Origin of the sequence: Carboxylicivirga linearis (assembly GCF_018271995.1) — a bacterium.
GTDB classification, from domain to species: Bacteria; Bacteroidota; Bacteroidia; order Bacteroidales; family Marinilabiliaceae; genus Carboxylicivirga; species Carboxylicivirga linearis.
Map to the genome: position 1 here is coordinate 43,393 of NZ_JAGUCO010000008.1, position 21,385 is coordinate 64,777.

Annotated in this window: 18 protein-coding genes; 7 read left to right on the top strand and 11 right to left on the bottom strand. The window is 34.7% G+C overall.

From position 1 onward, the window contains the following. Position 1: 1 nt before the first annotated feature. From KEM10_RS12440 to KEM10_RS12465, 6 genes are all read left to right on the top strand, one after another. Positions 2–1,012, top strand: coding sequence for a hypothetical protein (locus tag KEM10_RS12440; RefSeq protein WP_212216336.1), 1,011 nt, complete (start codon positions 2–4; stop codon positions 1,010–1,012). A gap of 1,020 nt (positions 1,013–2,032) precedes the next feature. Beyond that, on the top strand, positions 2,033–2,254 hold the full coding sequence (locus tag KEM10_RS12445) for a hypothetical protein (protein WP_212216337.1): 222 nt from the start codon (positions 2,033–2,035) through the stop codon (positions 2,252–2,254). Positions 2,255–2,259: 5 nt separating this feature from the next. Next, entirely contained in the window at positions 2,260–2,898 is a 639-nt protein-coding gene (locus KEM10_RS12450; RefSeq protein ID WP_212216338.1) for a DUF6266 family protein, read from the top strand. Positions 2,899–3,555: 657 nt separating this feature from the next. Then, entirely contained in the window at positions 3,556–3,825 is a 270-nt protein-coding gene (locus KEM10_RS12455; protein WP_212216339.1) for a hypothetical protein, read from the top strand. Positions 3,826–4,253: 428 nt separating this feature from the next. Further along, positions 4,254–4,502, top strand: coding sequence for a hypothetical protein (locus KEM10_RS12460; RefSeq protein ID WP_212216340.1), 249 nt, complete (start codon positions 4,254–4,256; stop codon positions 4,500–4,502). Between the two features lie 2,072 nt (positions 4,503–6,574). After that, positions 6,575–7,735, top strand: a complete 1,161-nt coding sequence (locus KEM10_RS12465) for a hypothetical protein (protein WP_212216341.1) — start codon at positions 6,575–6,577, stop codon at positions 7,733–7,735. A gap of 201 nt (positions 7,736–7,936) precedes the next feature. Here the strand turns inward: KEM10_RS12465 and KEM10_RS12470 are convergent, their stop codons facing one another. The 3 genes from KEM10_RS12470 to KEM10_RS12480 all read right to left on the bottom strand — a co-directional run bounded on the left by KEM10_RS12470 (position 7,937) and on the right by KEM10_RS12480 (position 11,173). Continuing rightward, complete coding sequence (locus KEM10_RS12470) at positions 7,937–8,926, bottom strand: T9SS type A sorting domain-containing protein (protein ID WP_212216342.1); 990 nt, start codon at positions 8,924–8,926, stop codon at positions 7,937–7,939. A 143-nt stretch (positions 8,927–9,069) separates the two neighbouring features. Next, entirely contained in the window at positions 9,070–9,891 is an 822-nt protein-coding gene (locus KEM10_RS12475) for a hypothetical protein (protein WP_212216343.1), read from the bottom strand. 214 nt (positions 9,892–10,105) lie between these two features. After that, positions 10,106–11,173, bottom strand: a complete 1,068-nt coding sequence (locus KEM10_RS12480; protein WP_212216344.1) for a T9SS type A sorting domain-containing protein — start codon at positions 11,171–11,173, stop codon at positions 10,106–10,108. Between the two features lie 123 nt (positions 11,174–11,296). Here KEM10_RS12480 and KEM10_RS12485 point away from each other — a divergent pair, with 123 nt between their 5' ends. Continuing rightward, on the top strand, positions 11,297–12,277 hold the full coding sequence (locus KEM10_RS12485; protein ID WP_212216345.1) for a hypothetical protein: 981 nt from the start codon (positions 11,297–11,299) through the stop codon (positions 12,275–12,277). A 47-nt stretch (positions 12,278–12,324) separates the two neighbouring features. On the opposite strand, the gene KEM10_RS12490 is transcribed toward KEM10_RS12485, so the two are convergent. The 8 genes from KEM10_RS12490 to KEM10_RS12525 are packed head-to-tail and all read right to left on the bottom strand — an operon-like array spanning position 12,325 to position 21,383. Next, the gene (locus KEM10_RS12490) at positions 12,325–13,416 is read right to left on the bottom strand and encodes a glycosyltransferase family 4 protein (protein WP_212216346.1); all 1,092 of its coding nucleotides are present in this window, start codon (positions 13,414–13,416) and stop codon (positions 12,325–12,327) included. Beyond that, the gene (locus tag KEM10_RS12495) at positions 13,409–14,968 is read right to left on the bottom strand and encodes an oligosaccharide flippase family protein (protein ID WP_212216347.1); all 1,560 of its coding nucleotides are present in this window, start codon (positions 14,966–14,968) and stop codon (positions 13,409–13,411) included. Before KEM10_RS12495 ends, KEM10_RS12490 begins: the two co-directional genes overlap by 8 nt. Beyond that, complete coding sequence (locus KEM10_RS12500; RefSeq protein ID WP_212216348.1) at positions 14,968–15,984, bottom strand: polysaccharide deacetylase family protein; 1,017 nt, start codon at positions 15,982–15,984, stop codon at positions 14,968–14,970. The genes KEM10_RS12495 and KEM10_RS12500 overlap by 1 nt, the downstream gene beginning before the upstream one ends. Next, entirely contained in the window at positions 15,971–16,939 is a 969-nt protein-coding gene (locus tag KEM10_RS12505; RefSeq protein WP_212216349.1) for a glycosyltransferase family 2 protein, read from the bottom strand. Before KEM10_RS12505 ends, KEM10_RS12500 begins: the two co-directional genes overlap by 14 nt. Next, positions 16,936–17,811: a glycosyltransferase family 2 protein gene (locus KEM10_RS12510; protein ID WP_212216350.1), complete on the bottom strand. Its 876-nt coding sequence runs from the start codon at positions 17,809–17,811 to the stop codon at positions 16,936–16,938. Before KEM10_RS12510 ends, KEM10_RS12505 begins: the two co-directional genes overlap by 4 nt. Continuing rightward, positions 17,808–19,025, bottom strand: a complete 1,218-nt coding sequence (locus tag KEM10_RS12515) for an O-antigen ligase family protein (RefSeq protein ID WP_212216351.1) — start codon at positions 19,023–19,025, stop codon at positions 17,808–17,810. Before KEM10_RS12515 ends, KEM10_RS12510 begins: the two co-directional genes overlap by 4 nt. Continuing rightward, positions 19,018–20,256, bottom strand: coding sequence for a glycosyltransferase (locus KEM10_RS12520; RefSeq protein WP_212216352.1), 1,239 nt, complete (start codon positions 20,254–20,256; stop codon positions 19,018–19,020). Before KEM10_RS12520 ends, KEM10_RS12515 begins: the two co-directional genes overlap by 8 nt. Beyond that, a complete protein-coding gene (locus tag KEM10_RS12525; protein ID WP_212216353.1) occupies positions 20,256–21,383 on the bottom strand; it encodes a glycosyltransferase family 4 protein in 1,128 nt (375 codons plus the stop codon). Before KEM10_RS12525 ends, KEM10_RS12520 begins: the two co-directional genes overlap by 1 nt. Positions 21,384–21,385 lie beyond the last annotated feature (2 nt).

The following is a 21,385-nucleotide window of genomic DNA, read 5'->3' on the forward strand; positions in this document are numbered from 1 at the left end:
AATGAACATCAAAAGCTACAATACCTATAAGGAGTGGAATGTCAACTTTGATGAGTTTAATTCAAGTATTTTTTTGCATCCCGACTGGATAGAAAGTCTTACATCAGATACCATTCATCCCATATATTTCGATTTTATTGACAATGATAAGACAATCGGAAAATTATCGGGCATAACCAACAAAAACAGATTTGGAAAAATCCTGTACTGTTTTGCCGGGATTGGTGTTAATGACATTCAACACAATTTAAACAGAATGTACGCTTCACTTTATCATTTCTGTCAAAAGAATCTGTTTAATCGAATAATTATAAGTTCATATGACCAAAAGACCAATCATAAGCTAAAAGTAAAATGGTTTTATAGAACGGAAAGAAGAGAATTTATCATACCATTACGAGAAACATTAAACTACAGCAATCAGATTAAAAGAAACGTAAAAAAATGCCAAAAACACAATCCTAAGTTTTTACGTTTAAAGAATTACAACAATACATCCGAATTATTTGAACTCATAAATCATACGCATCGTTATCGATTAAAAAAACAGAAAACAGATTACAATCCCTATTATCTTCCATATCTCACTAAAGATTCGATAAAAAAGCTGCTTAAATCCAGAATCATCGATGTTTTTATAACTGAATACAATGGCAATACCAATTGCATTGAGTTGAACCTAAGACATCATAACGGTGTATTTAATTTATTAAGAGGTGCTGATAAATCTGCATACCACAGGGGCTTCCCCTCAGGTATTAATCAATATATGATTCAACATTACAAGAAAATGAACATTGATACTATTAACTTAGGAGGAATTCCAACGGGTATCGATGGACTATCTCTTGCTCGTTTTAAAAAAGGTTTGGGAGCCAAAGAAGTAATACAAAACGGTTTTACCACCAACTTTATTCAATTTCCATATACGTTACTTAATCCTATCCTCAACCTGGGTAGAAAACTAAAAGGAATTCCTTTTATTTACAGACTTAAAGACAAGTTTTTATAAAAAATATTCCAAAAGAATAAAGGCAAAAGGCAAAATCATTATTTTGTCTATTGTTGAAGTTTTATTGTAACTATATAAAAGTCCCAAATCCGCAGTCCTAAGTCCGATATTAGATCCTGAATATACTCTAGCTTTTATGCCAGTCTTTTTGATTCACAACAAACCCCAGCATTCTTGAATAATAGCTATTGGCAATAGCTTACTATTACTCTAATAAACTACTCATAATACTCCAACACCTTCGGTCAATAAAATTTTCTGTTCGATGGTCATCCGCAGATCCTTCGTACTTCCTTCAATTCTTTTTCGATTGATGTTCGATCAACATTCGATCGATCTTCGATCATATAGGAACGAATAATTATCGAATAAGCATTGTAAAATTGATGAGAATGGATTAAGGAGGGTCAAACTATAGGTATGTCGCTCTTTCGACAGGCTCAAGAAGCTCCCGTCAAAACCCAGCTCATTCACCTTACTTATTGAAGTTTACGCAGACTACTAGCAATGGTATTTTATTTTCCATTAACCTTCAGCATTATTCTTTCATCACTAATCATTAACCATTATTTCTTTCTTGCAATCACCTAAAAACAGATACATACCGAAAAAACATTTAATAATCTCATTGTAATAAAATAACTACCAGCTGGATTATAGCTCATAGTTTTAAACAGGTCAACAATTTCTATACTTTTTCGGACTTCGGACTTTACTTCACACCTTAATTCCAAAATATGGCAATTCAACAACTAAACACCTCAACAATTATACTTTAATCCTCTCCCGGACTTCGAACCTATAACCACGGATTACTTCAAACATTCTATCAATTCATCATTAACCATTCATCATTAATCCTTACTTTCTAATCATTACCCATCCTTACGGTAATATTACTGTTATATTTTTTCAGAAAATACCCATTTACCTTGCTGTTGTCTTTTTGGCCAAAGAAGAAAACAAATAATCATTTATGCATCAGGTCGACATGTTGCAATCATTCTTAAAAGTTAAATGATGGAAACATTAAGATTATTTACGTTGGCTGTTATAGGCTCACTGGGTTTTATGGAGTTGACTGATTATTCCGTTTCAGAATTGGTTCCGGAGGAATCTCTGGAACCATTGATAAAATCGATCCTCAGCCTGCTGGCTGGCATTTTAACAGCATTGATAAGTCGATTATTCAGAAAGAAAGTCAATGTTAAGCGTAACAAAAAATCACAAACTAAAAATTAGTAATCATGGGAAAATATGATAAAGGCATTTTAGGTGCCATCTCCGGTAAAGTAGGCACAGTAGTAGGCAGTCGCTGGAAAGGAATCCGTTATTTACGTTCTTTGGCCGGCCCCAGAAAAGGAGTCCCCAGTATAGCTCAGCTGAAACAGCAAGCCCGGTTTGCATTGGGAGTGCAGTTTCTTCAGCCCATTCATCCTTTAATAAAAGTTGGATACAGAACTCAGATCAGAAAACAAAGTCCTTACAATGCTGCTCTTTCTGATTTACTAACTACTATTATTGAGGGTGAATATCCTGATTACCGAATCAATTTTGAGCGTTTCAGAATGTCAAAAGGCACCATGGAACCACCATTGAATCCGGTTGTAAATTATGAGAATAATCAGCTTGCTTTCACCTGGGACAATAATAGCGATACAGGTGATGCATCAGCGGATGATCAGGTACTTCTCTTGGTACTGGCAGAAAATATGTGGCCCGTTTTTGATATCCACTCATTCACCAGAGATAATGCTTCGGGAACAATCAACCTGCCTGATGTTGCCTCCGGTCAACAACTATTTTGTTTTATGGCCTTTGTAGGAAGCGGTGATAAAAAAAGTGTTAGTAAAAGTACTTTGGTTGGAACGATAATAGTTCCATAGTCTTACCTCCCCTTCGTTTCCGAACGAAGGGGTATTTCTCTGGCAATTCCTATTGCCATATAACACGAAGAATTAATTAGATAAATTTTAAGAGTATGCACATTGCAATATTGGTTAGAAAGTATTTCTCCATAATCAATACTTCATTTAAGAGAATTAGGGACAAAGTATTTACCTATAGATATTTCGTTCAACCCACTTAGGGTTGGTGATACAATGTTTATATACCGCAGGTTTCACCTGCGGCTATTATTGTTTATGTCCTTCAGACATTTTTATAAACTCAATCTTTCGCTTACGACTAGCAGGTTTGATCCCTTCCAAGTCAGAGAGAACGTTTTTACTCATAATGTCACCTTCTCCTGGGAGGAGAAGGTCGGGATGAGGTGTTTGATTATAAACATTTTACCTGAAGGTACATTCTTCTATAACACATAGAAAGCACTTCAAGTACAAGTTTTTAGAAGTAAATAATTTTAACATACTTTCTTTCATCAGCTACCAAAAGCACCAAAGATCCAGATACTTCGGGACCAAATGGTACTTGCCATGTTAATGAATTGCTTAAACTTTAACATCAGCATACTATTATTTCCTGTTAAAACACAAAAGTACCAAGATTCGCCTTCAGGAAAATGCGTTAAGAAAATCAATGAAATGAGTGTTAAAAAAGAAAAGCTGCTTGAGCGTAGCGAGTTCTTTTCTTTTAGCGAAACTGATTTGATTTTTAGCAATTTTCATGTCAGCGCGGCACTTCTTGTTTACTTCTTCTTGCTGCAGAGAAGAAGTAAAAGCCTGCGCGGATTGAGCGCTATAGAAAATAAATTTGTTTATCCATCCTTTCTGTCATCAGCTACAGAAAGGATCAAAGTAAGCCGCCATGGCCCCTCGATGACCCGCTTAGAATTCGTTGCGGGAGAAATTTAATGATTATCAGCTCCAAACCAAATTTCTCTTTTCCTCCACTCATACTGCGGGTACCCCATCTGCGGAACCCAATGGTACTTGCCTGGTTAATGAATTTCTTAAACTTGAACATTAGCATACTATTAATTCCCTTAATCCACAAAAGCAACAAGATTCGCCTTCAGGAAAATGCGTTAAGAAAATCAATGATTTGAGTGTTAAAAAAGAAAAGCTGCTGGAGCGCTAAAGAAAATAAATTTGTTTATTCATCCTTTCTGTCATCAGCTACAGAAAGGATCAAAGAAAGCCGCCATGGCTCCTCGATGACCCGCTTAGAATTCGTTGCGGGAGAAATTTAATGATTTACAGCTCCAAACCAAATTTCTCTTTTCCTCCACTCATACTGCGGGTACCCCATCTGCGGAATCCAATGGGGTGAGGCCTGGTTAATGAATTTCTTAAACTTTTACATCAGCATACTATTATTTCCTGTTAATCCACAAAAGCAACAAGATTCGCCTTCAGGAAAATGCGTTAAGAAAATCAATGATTTGAGTGTTAAAAAGAAAAGCTACTGGAGCGCTAAAGAAAATAAATTTATTTATTCATCCTTTCTGTCATCAGCTACAGAAAGGATCAAAGAAAGCCGCCATGGCTCCTCGATGACCCGCAAAGAATTCATTCCGGGAGAAATTTAATGATTGACAGCCCACAACCAAATTTCTCTTTTCCTCCACTCATTCTGCGGGTACTCCATCTACGGAATCCAATGGGGTGAGGCCTGTTTCTTTCGTGATATACTTTCTTATCATTTAAAACTGAAATTCACCTATTGCAGGTGCGGTGGGTGTCCACGAATGGCGCGGGCTTTGGGAAATAGGGCCCTTGTTCAGGACAGCCTGTGGGGAAACTATTTCAGAAAGGCAGCATTCGTGGTGAATTTTCTTTGTTTGGCAGACAAAGAAAGTCTTCCAGAATTTATTTCTCATTAAAAAGCACTTTTATTAGAGGATTTGAATTAAATATTTTATCAATAAAATGTCGTTCAACCCACTTCGGGCTTGGTGATACATTGTTTATATACCGCAGGTTTCACCTGCGGCTATTATTGTTTATGTCCTTCGGACATTCTTATTAACCGAACCCATCGCCTGAAACTAAATAAAAACGTCTATCTTGTTTTTTTGGGATTTTAGCATCTTAATGTAACTAAACAAAAGACTATAGTAACTTTTTAGAACAAGATTTAGTATCCATAAATACGAACCTTTTATTTACTAATTTGCTTAAGCCGCTTGGGCTTCAACTTTTTGTTCATAAATATTTATAATAAAAAAGGTATTCACGATTTTCGCTTCACATCAATTACCTCCAGCTCAAAAAGTTGACAAAAAAGCCTCCGACTGCAGCACTCACTTACCCCCTACACAACGCTTCGGGAAAAATTTAAAGATTCACATTGTTTTTAACAAATTTTTCTACCCTTCGCTTTTGCTAGTGAGTCTCAAGCTGCGTTGCTGAGGTCGATTTAACCAAATACACCGTTAATCATTCAAGCTAAAAACGCAGAAACTCCTTAATCGAAACACAGTTTCGAACTCAGGCTCGTTAGGGATAGTTGTGAGCGTGACAGAACTGCTTTCTTTGAGGTACGAGAAAAAAAGGCATGTAGTCACAAGCGAATCAACGGTACGCAGTAATCTCCTTGAGCCGGAAGATTTTTGGTTCCTTTTTCTAAAAAAGGAATAAGAAAAAACAAAACTTATTTCTTTTGTCATTACCACAAAAGAAACAAAAAGTCTAGTCGGAAAGAATTACCCTACGCACTCGGTCAAATTGTTGAAAATAATTTAGAAGTAAAATGTTTTTTCAAAACATAAAGGCAAGCCCCTTCTAGTTATTTTCTAGCAATTCGCCCTTCACCCAACCCACTCCCCCACTTTCCGACAGGCCATCACACTATACATGGAAACCAAAAGTTGTCCTATTCTGGGTTGTCTATTCAATATCATTTTACCGTAGGTTAACCTGCGGCTATTATTATTTATGTCCTTCAGACATCCTTATTAACCTACTTCCTTATCAACTAACAGGTATGGTTCCCTCTCATTATAGGCTACTCTTTACACATATTATTGTTAACTAAATTTTCCGATATATTTACTGAGCAATAATAGATCATTCACTTCTTGTCCCTACACTCTTTTTCGGCCTCATTAGGGATGATTATTAGATAGCAGTAGTTCTTTAGTAAGACCGGGAAGCTCAGAGCTTGCCTCCGAGATCACCCGGCCGCACTTAAGAGCTACAATAGCAAATGATCAGCGCTAATGCAGTCGCGGCCTTTTTTGTTTACTTTTTTTGACTGTTGAAAAAAAGTAAAAGCCATGCCGGCTTGAGGCAAAAAAATCAGAAGAAGAGCTAAACAGTATGATGGCACTTAATGCAATACTTAAAAGAAAAATGAAGGTTATGTACTAGCAATGTATATATTGAACAATAAAGTATTAAAAGAGTAGCTTTCTTGGAGAGGGATACGGGAGTTATTACCTTACTAAAGTACGCTAAAAATGCCATGGCAATTCATATAAATATAATTTCATAACGGATCATATCTGATTATCAATTCTTCTTATAATAGAGACGACACTATTAATTGATTATAAACCATTGTTATACATTACAGTTTGAAACTTATTAGATAAAATAACTTAATATTTGACATTTTCATTTAATTATTCTATTTTAATTAAAGCCAAACATTAATCAAATGTATTGTTATCTACGCCAAATCACACAGGAAATTCTTAAGAGAAAGAATTTAGCCTGGGATGGAAGTATTATCCCCCAAGAACTTCCACCTGTTGATGATGATCTTACTATGATTGAAATGTTTGGTGTAATGCTTAACCATTATTTCACACAGATAGATGAGAACAAAAGTCCATTCTCAGTGATAAATAATCATTTGGATATAATTTCTCATTTTAAAAATATACTTAATGATCCCTGGCCTGAGATAGAAAAGATACAAACAGAATCAACGCCATGGTATATACACGATATCCTGTTTTTTATAAGTTTATGTGGACATCTGCAAGAATCACTTGATTTTTGTAACCATCACTTCGACTCTTTAAAACTACCTTCTGAACACGCTTGTTCAATTTATTCTTCAGTATTACCGATTAAAGCCATTCTTCATAAACAAGGTTACCTTAATAAATTTCCATATTTAAAAATAGCCTTAACTAAACCTTCAAGAATATCTGTAGCAGGAGAAACAATCAACCAACATATTGATAAAGATAGTTTCTTACTTAAAACTTCTGTAAACAGGCTCATCAGGTGTTCCACCTTTACAATGGCTGAAGAAAATTATTATCTACATATCCTGTCAAATTACTTGTCACCCATCAATAATAGTAATATACGCCCAAATAACTATCAGTTATTATCTACATCCTTATCATTAGGAATGTTAAACGTATCTGAATCAAAAGCGATAATAGAGAAATATTTTTTAGGCTTACATAATCTGGAAACACAAGTTGCATGGTCTTCAGAACATCTCTATTGGAAACTATTCCTTAGCTATATTAAAACCATTATGCCATCAAATCTAAAATCCGGAAATGAAACATACTCCTTGATAAAACTCATAATGAACCAAATAAAGCAACACACAAACCATTGTTCACCATATTCAGAACCTGTATTTAACTGGCATGGAAGTACCAGTGAATTTGTGAAGTATTTTCACAATTTAATTGCCAGCAAAAAATTATCTATAGGTGGAAACTATGATATGGACCCCTATGTAAAGAAATTACACCAAACGATTTCCATAGAGAAAGACAAAGGAGCTGGTTATTTAAGTTGCGGATCATTACTCACCTACTTCAAGCAATTAAATGCTGAAATCAGATGAGTGCATATACAATATTTATCTCTCGCCCCCACACTTTCACCCTAACTAAATACTATCCAGTTAATTATAATGGTATTTTCCACTTTTAATAAATATAAAAACGTATTAGGAAATGCTCAAAAAAACACCTCGTTACGAAACGAGGTGTAGCAATCTTATCTATATTTTAGATTAACAACCTATAACACTTCAATACCTTTGCTATTTATCTATTAAAATTTTCTTTGTTACTATTCCTGTATTGGTTTTAACCTGTACTATATACAATCCCTTTGGAAAAAGCGAGCAATTAATACTCATCTGAGAAGATTCTGACTTTTGTTTCTTTACTAAAGAACCTGCCATATTATAGATACCAACCTCAATCTCATCTGTTTGAGGAATAATAATCTCAATATGATCAGCTAATTTCATAATCTTAATACGTTCGGCTATTGGAGTACTTATTTTCGTGGCTGTCTCCTCAAATGTTAAAGACCAGTTATAAGTTCCAAAAGTACTACCAACTTCCCATTTTATTAGATACTCCTGATCCTTCGTCACATCAAACTGGCTATAAGATTGAGAATCTCCACATCCATCATCACCCCATACCTGGGTATCACAATCTGTAAATATACGAACACTGGTATTTTCAGTCGTTAGATCACAAGTAGATATGGTAACCGTTCCATCTCCAGCAGGTGTATATGTAAACCATTGATCAGTAGCATTAGAATGATCCGAAAAATTTGTACTTGCTTCCACTGCATCAAGAGGCATACTGCAGTCTTCACCCTGCTCCCATGCAGTTTCTTCAATATTCCAGGTAAAATCCCAATTGGATTCTTGTGAATCAGATTTATTTTGCCAGACAATAAAGTAAACCTTATCCTTCTCAGCTGAAATTACGATCTTCGATTGTGTTCCGCAAAAGTCATCATTCGATGCAATAGGATAATCAAATCCACAAATACCGTTGGTATCGTACAATCTCACATCTGTATCAGACGCTGTCTGATCACACGAGGATATAATCACCTTACCATTTTGGTTAGCCGTAAAAGAAAACCATTGATCTGTATTTTGTGTTCCGGTAAAGGTATTCGTTCCTGTATAGGCAGTAAAAGCATTATCACACGATGCTCCATCCTGAGCCAAACTATTAAGGGCAATCAATAACAGAATAAAAGGCAGGTATAAATTTTTCATATTTCCAGTTTTAGTTGCGAAGGCTAAAATACTTTTTTCACTATAAATAATAGTATACAAGATTAATTATTTAATGTTTCGTTTTTTAAGGCAAAAAAAATCCCCGCCATATGGCAGGGATTAACCTTTATTCATTGTCTATATTATTCTCCATATTCGGGATAATACTTTAACGGGTCTATTGTACCATTGATTAAGTCAGCAGGAAGATCTTCTTGATTTAAAGAAGGAATAGACTCTATAAACTCAATTTGACTTTCAGATAATCCATCACCATTGGTCATTGACCATACTGCATCCTGAAGTCCTTCAGTAACTTCCTCATATGTTAAACTATTCTGTTTCAAAACAGCAGCTGTTGAAGTCCCATTATAATAATGTTCCCAATTAACCATCTTCCAACCTATCCTATTAATAAGCTTCCACATCACATTAGAATTGGTTATACCCAAAATACTATATTTTGATGTGGCATCAGAACCATGTTTACCTTTATTGATACAATACAGATGCAAAACAAATTCGCGACTCGCATTAGGAGCTACACTTACCCAGGCCCATTGAAGTAAAACACCACTTTGATAATCTTCAAGGTTCACTTTACAAATTAGTCCTCGCGGAAAGAAAACAGTTCTTCTTTGATTGGTAGTATTTCTTAAATGACATTTCAATTTTACAAATTGTCCACCACTACCAAAGTTATCAGATGATTGCACTGCCTCATTAGTAAAAGTGGTTTTTAAACTTAAATCATTCTTATCAACAGCTATTGCGGTTGTTTCAACCACCCCTGTCATTGAACCAACTAACTCAATACCTTCAGGCAAATCAAAGGCATCAACACTTAAAGCAGATTCATTATCACCCATACCAGGAATATTACCTGGTTCCTCTATTTGTTCCTTTTCACATGCTGTAAACACAACTATTGCAAGCACAGCAAAAACAGATAATATTTTCCTCATTTCTCTACAATTTAGCAGGTTAGTTTTCTTCAAAAATACAATTTATACGTATAGCATTCAAACCATTCAAAATACGCCCAAAACCAATATGTAACTAATATTCAAACCATTACCGCCATATATGGTTTATCAGAAGAAAGTTTTATTTGACAAACGTCAACAAAATCAAGATTTAATTATCAAACTAATTGATTAAAAATTCTAATGAGATTATCTATTTTCTGATTTTTATAACCTGACTTTCAATCCCATCATATAGTCGTACAAAATACAAACCTGAATGTACATGGGATAAGGATAATCTATTCGTGAATGTTCCTTGATCAATCTTTCTACCAGACAAATTAAACAATTCAAAGAATAAACTACCACTGAAGGAATTTCTCACTAACAATTCATTTGTAAGAGAATTAAAGTAAGCCCAATCTGATACGTACTTTTCCTTAATAAACGTGATCTCACCCTCCCATCCAACCAACCTTGAATACAACCACCATGCAGCTCTCCCCTTATATTCACAATTTAGTCCTTCGGAATGAGCACAGGAACCGGTAAGTAAATAACTATCAGGATTAGCATTACACCATTCAATTGCCCAGTTTCCATTCCTGCTCCCATCATTATTGGTATCATATCTACATTCATCATCAGCTCTTCTATCAAGGAAATAATTCCCATCAGGATCATAACTTTCAATGTCGGCGAAATCGTATAGTATCTTATTATTTTCCACACAGTACGAGCGAATAATCTCATTATTAACATTTAGAGTTCCGTCAACTCCAGATCCATCAAGATGACCTGTCATATAAATAAACTGAACATTAGGATAATCATTCTCTAACTGAGTCATAGGAGTTAGATAATGATCCCATACCTCTTGTTCAGACAACGAGCTTAATTGCCCACACCACGACCACATAATCACATTAAAACGACTGTTAGTTTCATCCTCAAGAAATACCGTTGTATTATTAACCCATTGCGGATAATACCCCACATCTCCCCCCAACGATTCATTTATTTCCAGCTTATCATTTATCAAACCTGATGAAAATGCAAAGTCATCACCCCAAGAGGACTCAATGGCATTCATACCTGTTATTAACTGACTACCATGTGATGTATGTCCATACGCAATATGTAAATTATTTCTTACCTGATGTAAATAGTCCTGTGGTATTTGTTCTGGTTTGGTACAATTATGATCCACAATAATTGCCTGAGAAAATACGTTTAAAGAAAGAAGAAAATAAAACTGAATTAGAAGTAGCTTTTTCATAGTTCCAAGGATTAAAATTAAAGCTAATGTAGAATACAATACTTTTAATGTCAATTTATTATCATTCAGGAATCTTAACCTTTCATTAAATAATTGGGTATGATGATTGATAAAATAAGAGTCATGAATAAATATACTTTATTTCTTATAAGTCTGATTTTGTTGTCATGCTCAAAAAATGAACAAAGCACACCTATACCTCCTCATTTTAATGATGGTTTAGAAGAAGGTATTAATTATGGTATAGCGGCGAATTATCCCAACGATAAAGGTATTGAAGACAATGAATTTGTTCTTGAATACGATGGGTTTGAAAATGGACAGGTTAACATTTATACGGAAGAGGACCGATATAAGAATAATGTTAATTTAACTGCCGAAGCTGCTTTTGAAAGTAATTTTGGAGCCCTCCACACTTGGAATCAGGGAGAATATGGTCCTACCTGCAGATACCCCATACCTGAGGAAGCTCATGTTGAAGGCAGGAAAGCCTATTTCGTAAGAATGTATTTAAATTATGATCAAAGTTTTCATCCGGGTGAAGAAATGGAAGCCGTTGGAGTAAAAGGTTTTGGAATATACAATGAGAGTGGGCCTTCAGGCGCGAACACCCCTTGTGATGGAACCAACTGGTATTGTGCTTCCTGTCAGTTTGTTGGTTGGGGCCCCTCCCAGAAACCGGAAGCTAATGATGGCTACCTCTGGTTTGGACATCTGTATAGTTACAATCCGGCTCCTAACAGTGCTAATGCAGATGTTGGTACAATAAAAATAAGCAATCCGGGAGCAGGCGATAAACCCTACCGTTTCTCAATCTATGCCGATCCGTATCAGTATATTAAATTCGATCAATGGTATTGCTATGAAGTAGGCTTATATTTGAATACTCCGGGTAAAAATGATGGTGAAATACGGTTCTGGATTGACGGTATTCTTCAATCAAGGGCTACCCATATGCGCTTCAGAGATATTGAAGATTTATTGCCTGAGTACGTCCAGTTAAATCTCCACCGTACAACACCTAATTTTCCTCAAACTATGAAACGATACGCTGATAATATAGTTATAGCTACTAGGTATATTGGCCCAATGATAAAGAATTAAGGACTATTGATTATGGATTAAGGGTTATTGATGAAAGAATAACAGAGCTACAATAATGCCTGATAAACATCGCTATATAACTTAGCAATGTTACTCCATTGAAAATTAAACATCAGCTTATGATATGCATTATCAGCTTTTTCATTCGAAGGAAGAGAATCTGTTAAAAACGTTTCAATTTTTATGGCTAAATCCTGATAGTCTCCAACCTTAAAATAAGTTACCTCGTCATTTGTAAAGACAGCTTTATTTTCTTCAATATCACTGCATATCAAAGGAGTTTTCACTAATGCAACTTCCAACAGCATCATTGACATGGCTTCATAGAAGGAAGGAAAAACAAAAAGTTTTGCGTTCTTAACATAGCCCAACAATTCAGATTTATTTCGTAACATTCCCAAAAAGGTAATATTCAAATCCTTTTGATAAGCTTCTAACTGCTTTCTGTAATCATCTAGCTGATGATGGTCTCCGGCAATCAAAACTTTTCCTTTGTATTCAATGAATTTTAATGCTTCCAAAAAAATATGACACCCTTTATGCGGAATGATTCTTCCGGCTGCAAACATTATATAATCATCATCTGTTTTTATATCATCAATCTTTTGTTTTGGGTCAATTCCATTATTGATAGTTATAAACTGTTTTCCGAATTTACTTGCAGCAACCTGCCTCTCTGTTTCTGCCACAAAAGTTGACACATTTGCACATTTAAGCATCAAAAGTTCTGTACATTTAAAAAAATACTTCATTACTCTGCCCCACTTACTCATATTGTAGGTTCTTCCGTGATGTGTTGAAACAACCTTATATCGTAACCGAAGTATAGGAACAATAAAACCCGTATCGATCTGGTGTGTATGTATCAAATCGTAATTACAAAAGAGCAAAGCATGCAAGGCCCCCATTAAATTGTAATAAAACACATTTAGTTTATGTGGCAGAAATTTTCTAAAAATAAACATCCGAACATTGGTATATGGATTTTTATCAGAACAATGCGAAGATGTTGCATAAACAGTAAATCGAAAATCGCTATTTAGTTGCTGTACCAGGTTTTCGCCAACAGAGGATGTACCTCCAATAGCAGGAAATCCTTTTAAACCTAAAACAGCAATATGTGGTAGATCTTTACTCATGCACTTTTCTTATCGCTAATTTATTTAATAACCGCCAAAACTTGTCATATAATATCGCCATTTTAGGATTTGATTGAATAATTGATTCGAGATACGCCAGCTCCTTTGCCCTCAAGGCATGACAATTTATAATAAACAACAGATAAATAATAGAAAAAAGTATTGATCCAGTTACTAACAGACTCCACCTGGATAATATTAAATGCAAGGGATAAATAAATACAATTAAGGTTAATATCAGGAATAAGTTAGAGATAAAAACCCGTCGGTCGTAATGAATTTTAACATACGATCTGAACAAGAAGAACATCAAAATATTCTTAATCAATTCGCCGAATATGGTTGCGATTGCAACACCAGATATACCATAACTCTTCATCATATAAATACCGGCAAACAAGCTAAAAACAACAACCAATCGAGAAAACAGTAAAATATGCATCTTCTCTTTAAGGTGAATAAAAATACTCAAGGGATAAAACAAACCATTTGTAATAAATCCACCTAAAATAATAACTGTTGGCCAATAAGCATCTAAATATTTTGCGCCAAACAATAGCAATATCACTTCTTCACCAAAACAAAGAAAATAAGCGAATGGTAAAATAAATACAGGTAACAGAACCTTTATACTAAAATTATAAAAGCTATTTAATTGATGATGATCAGTAGTTGAGTTAAACCGATCGAACACAAGAGGTTTTAATACAGATTCGAACTCTTTAAGCGGCAAAACCTTATAAAACAACTCATAAATTTTAACCGCAAAACCATATAATCCAATAAAATAAGGACTTGAAAAAGCTGCTACAATATAATAATCACTGGTTCTGCCAATCAACCCTGCTCCTAATTCGGTAAATAATGAATACAACCAAAAGCGTTGCATGCGATGCTTATCCCTTGAAGTAACCAACTCTTTACCATTATCTTCTTTTTTAACTCCATTAAGAAAAACAAAAAGTGCGGGTAGAGAATAAATCAGTGAAACGCATCCTTCAATCAGTAAGAGTAAATTTACATTTAGTCTTTCCAATAAAATAATGTATGCTAAAGCCCTGCACAAAGCTAAAACCATATTAAGAATAGCAATTCTTCGGTGCAACAACAAAGCCGACAACAGAACCTCCAGCAAAATTTTGATTGAATAGGAAAAAACAAAAAAGAGAAACGCTTTAAAATGAGCATCTAATGTATCAATATTAAAAAGCTGAGATAAAGAATCTTTAAAAGCAACTCCTAAACCAGTTAATACAATTACCATTACCAGGGCAATAACTACATACATCATCACTAACTTCAATAAAGATGACGGCGCTACTTTATTCCTTAACTCAGGTACAAACCGAGTTAAAACATGTTTTAAAGGACTGGTTATTAACAATTGATAGGCAGTAAATAAACCAAACAAAAAAACATAGGTGCCATATACATCAACGTCTAATTGGCGTAAGACCAAAACAGAGGCAATCAGGCTTATTAGTTGCATAACTATCTTTGCCAGATACACCCACAGTGTATTTTCAACCAGTATTTGTTTTCTGTTTATCATTAATCGTTAGCTCTTTTAAATATTGATTTCCCAACAAGTTTTTTGATGATATACCGGCAATATTCATACTTTAAAACCTGAGATGCTGATTTTCCAGTCGATTCCACCTCAATCCTATGAAAATGTGTTGTATATTCATCGGATAGCAATCCTTGAACTCCTAAAGTCAGATCTACCTCCTCTTTAATGGATTCAAAAACCTCACGACTAATAATGTTATCGTTGGATGGAAAAGCAAAATAACGATATGGTAGTTGAAATTGCTTTATAACCCATTCAATACTATCCTTTATCTGCTTTACTTGCTCCGATAAAGTTAATTCTTTAAATGGAGGATGATCCATACTATGGGCACCAATAAGAAAACCATCCTTAAGCATTATTTCTAGTTCAGCTTTAGTCATGTAAACCGGATTATTCTCATTGATCAGGTTATTCTGTAGACGGAGTATTAATATTAACACATCTAAAATATATCTATCTTCATAGCTTATTTGTTCTAACAAGCTAATTAACTGCTTGATAGAAATTTCCTTTTTACTCAACCAGCCCTGCAATTCTGTATTTGCAATTTCATCAATCGAGTTTATGGATTTCAGAATCAGATTTCGTTTACGCAAAAAATGAATATCCTTATTATCCGCAAAGTCAGGATTGATAAAGATAGCCGCCGGAATACCAACCATATTAAAAACCGGATACATCAAATCATACACAGATTTCAGACCATCATCAATTGTAAAAGCAAGCGAATTTTGAGCTAACTTATTTTTATGATGTAAATCAGCTATTGAAACAATTGAGAAGTGCTTCTTAAAAAATCTAAGATCATCCTCTAATTGTTTTACAGATCTATAGGTATTTCGATTAATTATTGGATCCGGATCCCACCCTTTAATGCTATGATAATTGATAATTACCGGATTTTTGGATGCCAATCTTTGAAGAAGAGAAAAAGGCAAAATTCCCGAAATTGAAATGAGAACTGACTTTATTTTTCTTTTAAACCTCTTCATACTCTATATTTTTTTTATCTGAAGGATAAAAGAAAAGGAATGCTCCAACATTCAGAAAATCTCTCAAAATATGTATCGCAACGCGCTGCAAGAAATCTACTTTTAATTGCTCCTTGTTTTTATACATTACAGCTGCAATTGTTATAATCAGATAGGATAATATTATCCAATAATTGTGAATCAACAACGAAGTTGTTATTGAGAGAACAAGAACTAATAAGGTTGGATCACTTGTTAACATACGCTTCAAAACATATTTATTTAATATGTTTGAACGATACAGAACAGATCGAGGATAAACAGCAGCGCCCGTCTTGAACGAATGCCATAATCTTTTTACATCTTGATAATTAATGGTATGATGTAATGCCATCACTTCCTTTTTTCTCAATAACAAATACCCCCTTTTAGCTAGTCGATACCCTAAATCCAGATCCTGTCCCTTTGTAAAACGATTTCGCATACCTCCAACCTCATTCCATATTTTTCGCCTGATGGCAAACAAACCACCTGTTGTTGGTTGATACATATCCTGCGGGCTATATATCCTTTTATAATAATCCTGATAAAGAAACTCACCTTCAGCCGAATAATAATTATTTATGAAATTACCAGAGACAAAATCAAATTTTAAATCACCACACTCATCTAGAATTATTGGAAGAAATGAGCTTTTCAAGTCCATATCTCCATCTAGAAAAACTAAATTCTCAGCATTGGATTCTTTAACACCAATGTTACGCGCAATGGCCGAATTATAGATTCCGGTAATTCTGAACACTTTACATTTTAAGATTGACTTTGCCAGTTCAACACTATTGTCAGAAGATTGCGAATCGACATATATTATTTCTGCATCCAGACTCATTTGATTGATTGCATTTTCAATACTTTTCAAACAATCCAACAGTCGTTTGCCTTCATTTCTTCCTATAACAATGAACGATACCTTCATCGAATACCCTCCATTTGTTTTCGTTTCTTAAAAAATGAATAGCCTAGCTTTATAAATTGAAATGGCAATCCGCTTATTATCATCCATCCGGCATGTTTATAATAATAATTCAACCACATTCGCCAGCTGGTAGCTGAATATCGATTAGTAAATGATTGTAAAAACTTCTTCCAGGATTGCCTGATGAACGTTCGTCCTTGACCTGTTGATTCAAGTATTGATTGTATTTTAATATCCCAGGAAATCATCACCGAAATACCTTTTTTCCGGGCTCGTAATGTGAAATCATAATCAGCTGCATACTGAGGAAAGCGGACCTCATCAAAAAACCCAACCGATTTAAAAACATTTGCAGGGATTAATGTCCCTCTCCCATTTAAACAATAAGTTAGATGCAACCCATTCAAATCTGATTGATAACTGCTAAAAGGTTGATGGTATTTTTCTTCTTTGGCTTTCCACCACTTAATAGCTTTTATACCTGAAAAAAAAATGTATTCCTTCTCTTTAAGAACAGTATTTAAACATCCTAAAATTGCATCGGGTTGATGACTATGAAGCTGCACCAGATTATCGATTAAAGAGCTATTAAAAAGTACATCATTATTTAGTGTAATAAGAATATCAGCCTTATTATTCAATGCATATTTAAACCCCTCATTCATTGATCGTGCCCACCACCAATTGCCATCTCCTTTTATGATGTGGATTTGTGGATATAAATCTTTTACAATCTCCTCTGTTCCATCAGACGAGCCATCATCCACTAATACGATTTCAAGATTTTTAAAGGTCTGTTCTGATAAAAGCTTAAGACATTTTAATGTCTGCTCTTTACGATTATGTACGGCTATTATTACAAAAACCCTCATACTTCAGCCTCCTCTTCCTTAATTTCGGGTTCATATAAAACCGGAAGCATGGTTAAAGCAAGAAAGAAGACCTTGGTAAAATACACTTCTGAGAAGCCAATCAGCCAGATACCTCCAAGTGCAAAAATGGCAAAAGTGGAATTAAATTCTCTTTGTAAACTGTAATCTCGCCAACCTTTCCACATCAACAAAAAATACAGAATAAAAGTTACCAATCCGTACATAGCCAAAAGGTTTGTTACACCATTATTGCGATGTATCTTTCTTTTATTTTGTTCTTCATCAAATCGTGTCTTATCTGATCGCCCCAAACCTACCCAGGGACTCGTTGCAAAATCAATTAAATCGGTTTGTGCACTCTTAAAGCGGGTATTATAAGTCTGGTCTGTAAATGATAGTTTTCTAACGATTTTATTACCAATAAAGTCAACCGAAACAAATAAGTAAATAACTCCCACTACTAATACGGGCACAAGAACAATACGTCGTTTTATATTCTGATGAATCAGATAATAAGATATAATTACATAAAATAATGCTATCAATCCGGTTGTTGAAAAAGTACTTACCAAGCCCAAAATCAAGACTATATTACCCTTGTTCCATAAGTACCTTTTTCGGATGATATTTAATAGTAGAGCTACAATTAGGAATCCTGAAAACGCACCGGGTTCCCAGAATGGTCCGGAGTTTCGCTTAAGGAATAAAAGTCCTTCTCCCTTTGTATTGATAGTATATAAAAGTACATTATCAAAATATTTGTAGTTTGATTCCTTTAAAAAGGGATGCTCGAAATAAGGCGCTAAACTGTGCCGGAGAAAATATTCAAATGATGAATTATATGATGGTAAGTAAAACAACCAGCTAATAATGGTTGACACTACTAAAACATGAACGTAATAATCCACAAATCTCTTATCTACAGACTTTAGAACAAGATACGCAAATACAATTCGCACATGTAAACCAATAAAGGTTGTTATGGGTAAATAGTAAAATTTTAATACTTGTCCGGCCTGAATGAGAAAGACAAAAGCTATATAATAAATAATGAGTTTATCCACTTTTCGCTTACGATAAACAAAGACCAGTAAAGGAAAAAGTAAAAACACAATCATCACCTCTATTCGTGCACGATAGAAGAATGGAATGCCCGAAAAAGCAACCAGAAAATACACCAGTAGGTAGTCTATTATCTTCGTTTTATTAATCATTCTGTTCTTCTATTATTCTTGAATAGCATTCGATATGTCGTTTACTCACATCACCTATCCTGAAATTCAATTCCACTTGTTGTCTTGCATTTTGGCTTAATCGTATAGTTCTCTCTTCGCTTTCAACACTCCATTCTATGCCCTTAGCCAGATCTTTGGTATCAAATGGCACGGCTAAATATCCATTCTCCTTATGACGTATCATATCACCATTACCTCCGATACCAAAAGCAACAACGGGCTTTGAACATGACAAACCTTCCATTATTAAATTAGATAAATTTTCTTGTTTGGAAGGAACCACAATAACATCTGCTGCTGACAAATAATCAATCAACAAAGCATCATCACCAACATAGCCAATATTGTGAATGTTTATGGTTTTACCCGGAAACTGATCCTCTTTACTCCCGCCAATCACAATTAACTCAAATCTATTCTCGTCCAATTGATCAATGGCCTGAGAAAGCAAATCAAAACCTTTATTTTCGTCTGAGGTAGCATCAACAGCTGCAAACAACACCAGATTCTTTTCCATTGGCAGACCTAACCTTCTTCGAGCACTTTTATTATACGAAAACACAGAAATGTCAATACCATTGGAAAGGTGATGTACTTTTTGATTCTTCAGAAGATGACTTTGCAGCGCTTCGGTCTGCATCCACCTGCTGGGAGCAATAAAATCAATTGCTTTCTTTTTATAAATTTCTTGTTTTAACGTTTGAATATAAGTACACACATCCGTTGGATCTTTAGACCCAATTTGCACACAATTTCCACATTCCCTGGTATACGATTGACAATTCTTAGCATAATGACAAATTCCTGTAAAATACCACACATCGTGCATAGTAACAACCACCGGAGCTTCAAATTTCAGAATATCGCTCAGCTTCATATACCCCCTATTGATCCAATGAAGGTGGATAATATCCGGATGATACGAATTCACAGTTTTGGCGATGGAAAAACCATGTATACCGGTTGATAACATGCCATTCAAATTATTACAGCCTCTTTTAATAAAGCGCTTTTCAAGTTTAATCAGAATCTTCTTTCTTATCTTATTGAAAAAACCACTTTGCACATTTATAACAGAAGGATCATCAGAGTGCTTATCTCCGACCAACATCAAAGAATCTACACCGGCACGCTGTAATCCTTTATGTAATCGGTAAGCAGCTCTGCCTGCCCCAAAATAATCTTTACCTGTTAAATGTACTACTCTCACTAATTTTGAATTAATGTTATTAGTTTATCAACATTACGTCTTACATCAAAAGTTTCTGAGGCATAGCTATAAGCTTTGTCCAATATTTCAGCTATGTCCATATCATAAGCTATCAACCTATTCAAAAAGTCAACCAAGGCATCAATTTCATTATTAAATACATAACCTAATTGTTTCTCTCTCAGCAAAAAATTGGGATCAACCTTTAAACTTAGCACCAATACTTTATTAAACCATGCCTGAATAAAGGTATTAGGCATTCCTTCGGCTGAGCTGGTATTAATAAAGATCTTTGCTTTTTTAAACCACTCCAGCGTATCTGAATAACTCAATTCTCCTTTAATCTCAACTATGCTATTTTCGTTTCGAACTAATTCTTTGCTTTTCTTGCCTACCATAACAAAACGCCACCCTTTGGTAGTTTGTAACTTATTAACTACTTGATAAAACAACTCAGGTTGCTTATCTGATGTCATGTTTGCCACCCATAAAACAATATTCTCTTTTTCAATTGAATCAGATATATTGTTCTGATATGAACTTGGGATGATTGTAGGAGTTCTATAAAAAGAATCTTCAAATTGTTCTTTTTGATATATGTTTTGTGCCAAAATAAAATTTGCTTTTCTCTTTCCCCATTCAACCATTCTATCTACCAAAAGGAAATCCAGTTTTCTTAGAATCTGTTTAAATTTAGATTGATAGGTAAACTGTTTAAATTCCCTAATATATTTTCCCTTTTCAGCGTCTTTATCGTGAGCCATTGCATACACCATCTTCCTTTTTCTCAGTCTGCAATAATACGCGCAGGCTGCGGTTAAAGCAAAATCGGTACGTTGATAATATATATCTGACTGTGTTTTAAATAACAAGAATAAAGCAGAAAAGAACTCCAGAAATCGAAAAGTTTTGTATGAATAATAGTGATAATGTATTCTGGCATCAAAGTAAGGACTATTTTTTATCTCTTCTTCCTTCCCTTTCCCGGCACACAGTACTTCAACCTTCCATCCTCTTCTTAAAAACTCATTGACTAAATAGTATACCTGAATTTCTGCTCCTCCAGTACTAAATGTTACATACCGGGGAATAACAAAACAAATAGAAGACTGTGGAGCATTACCCATAT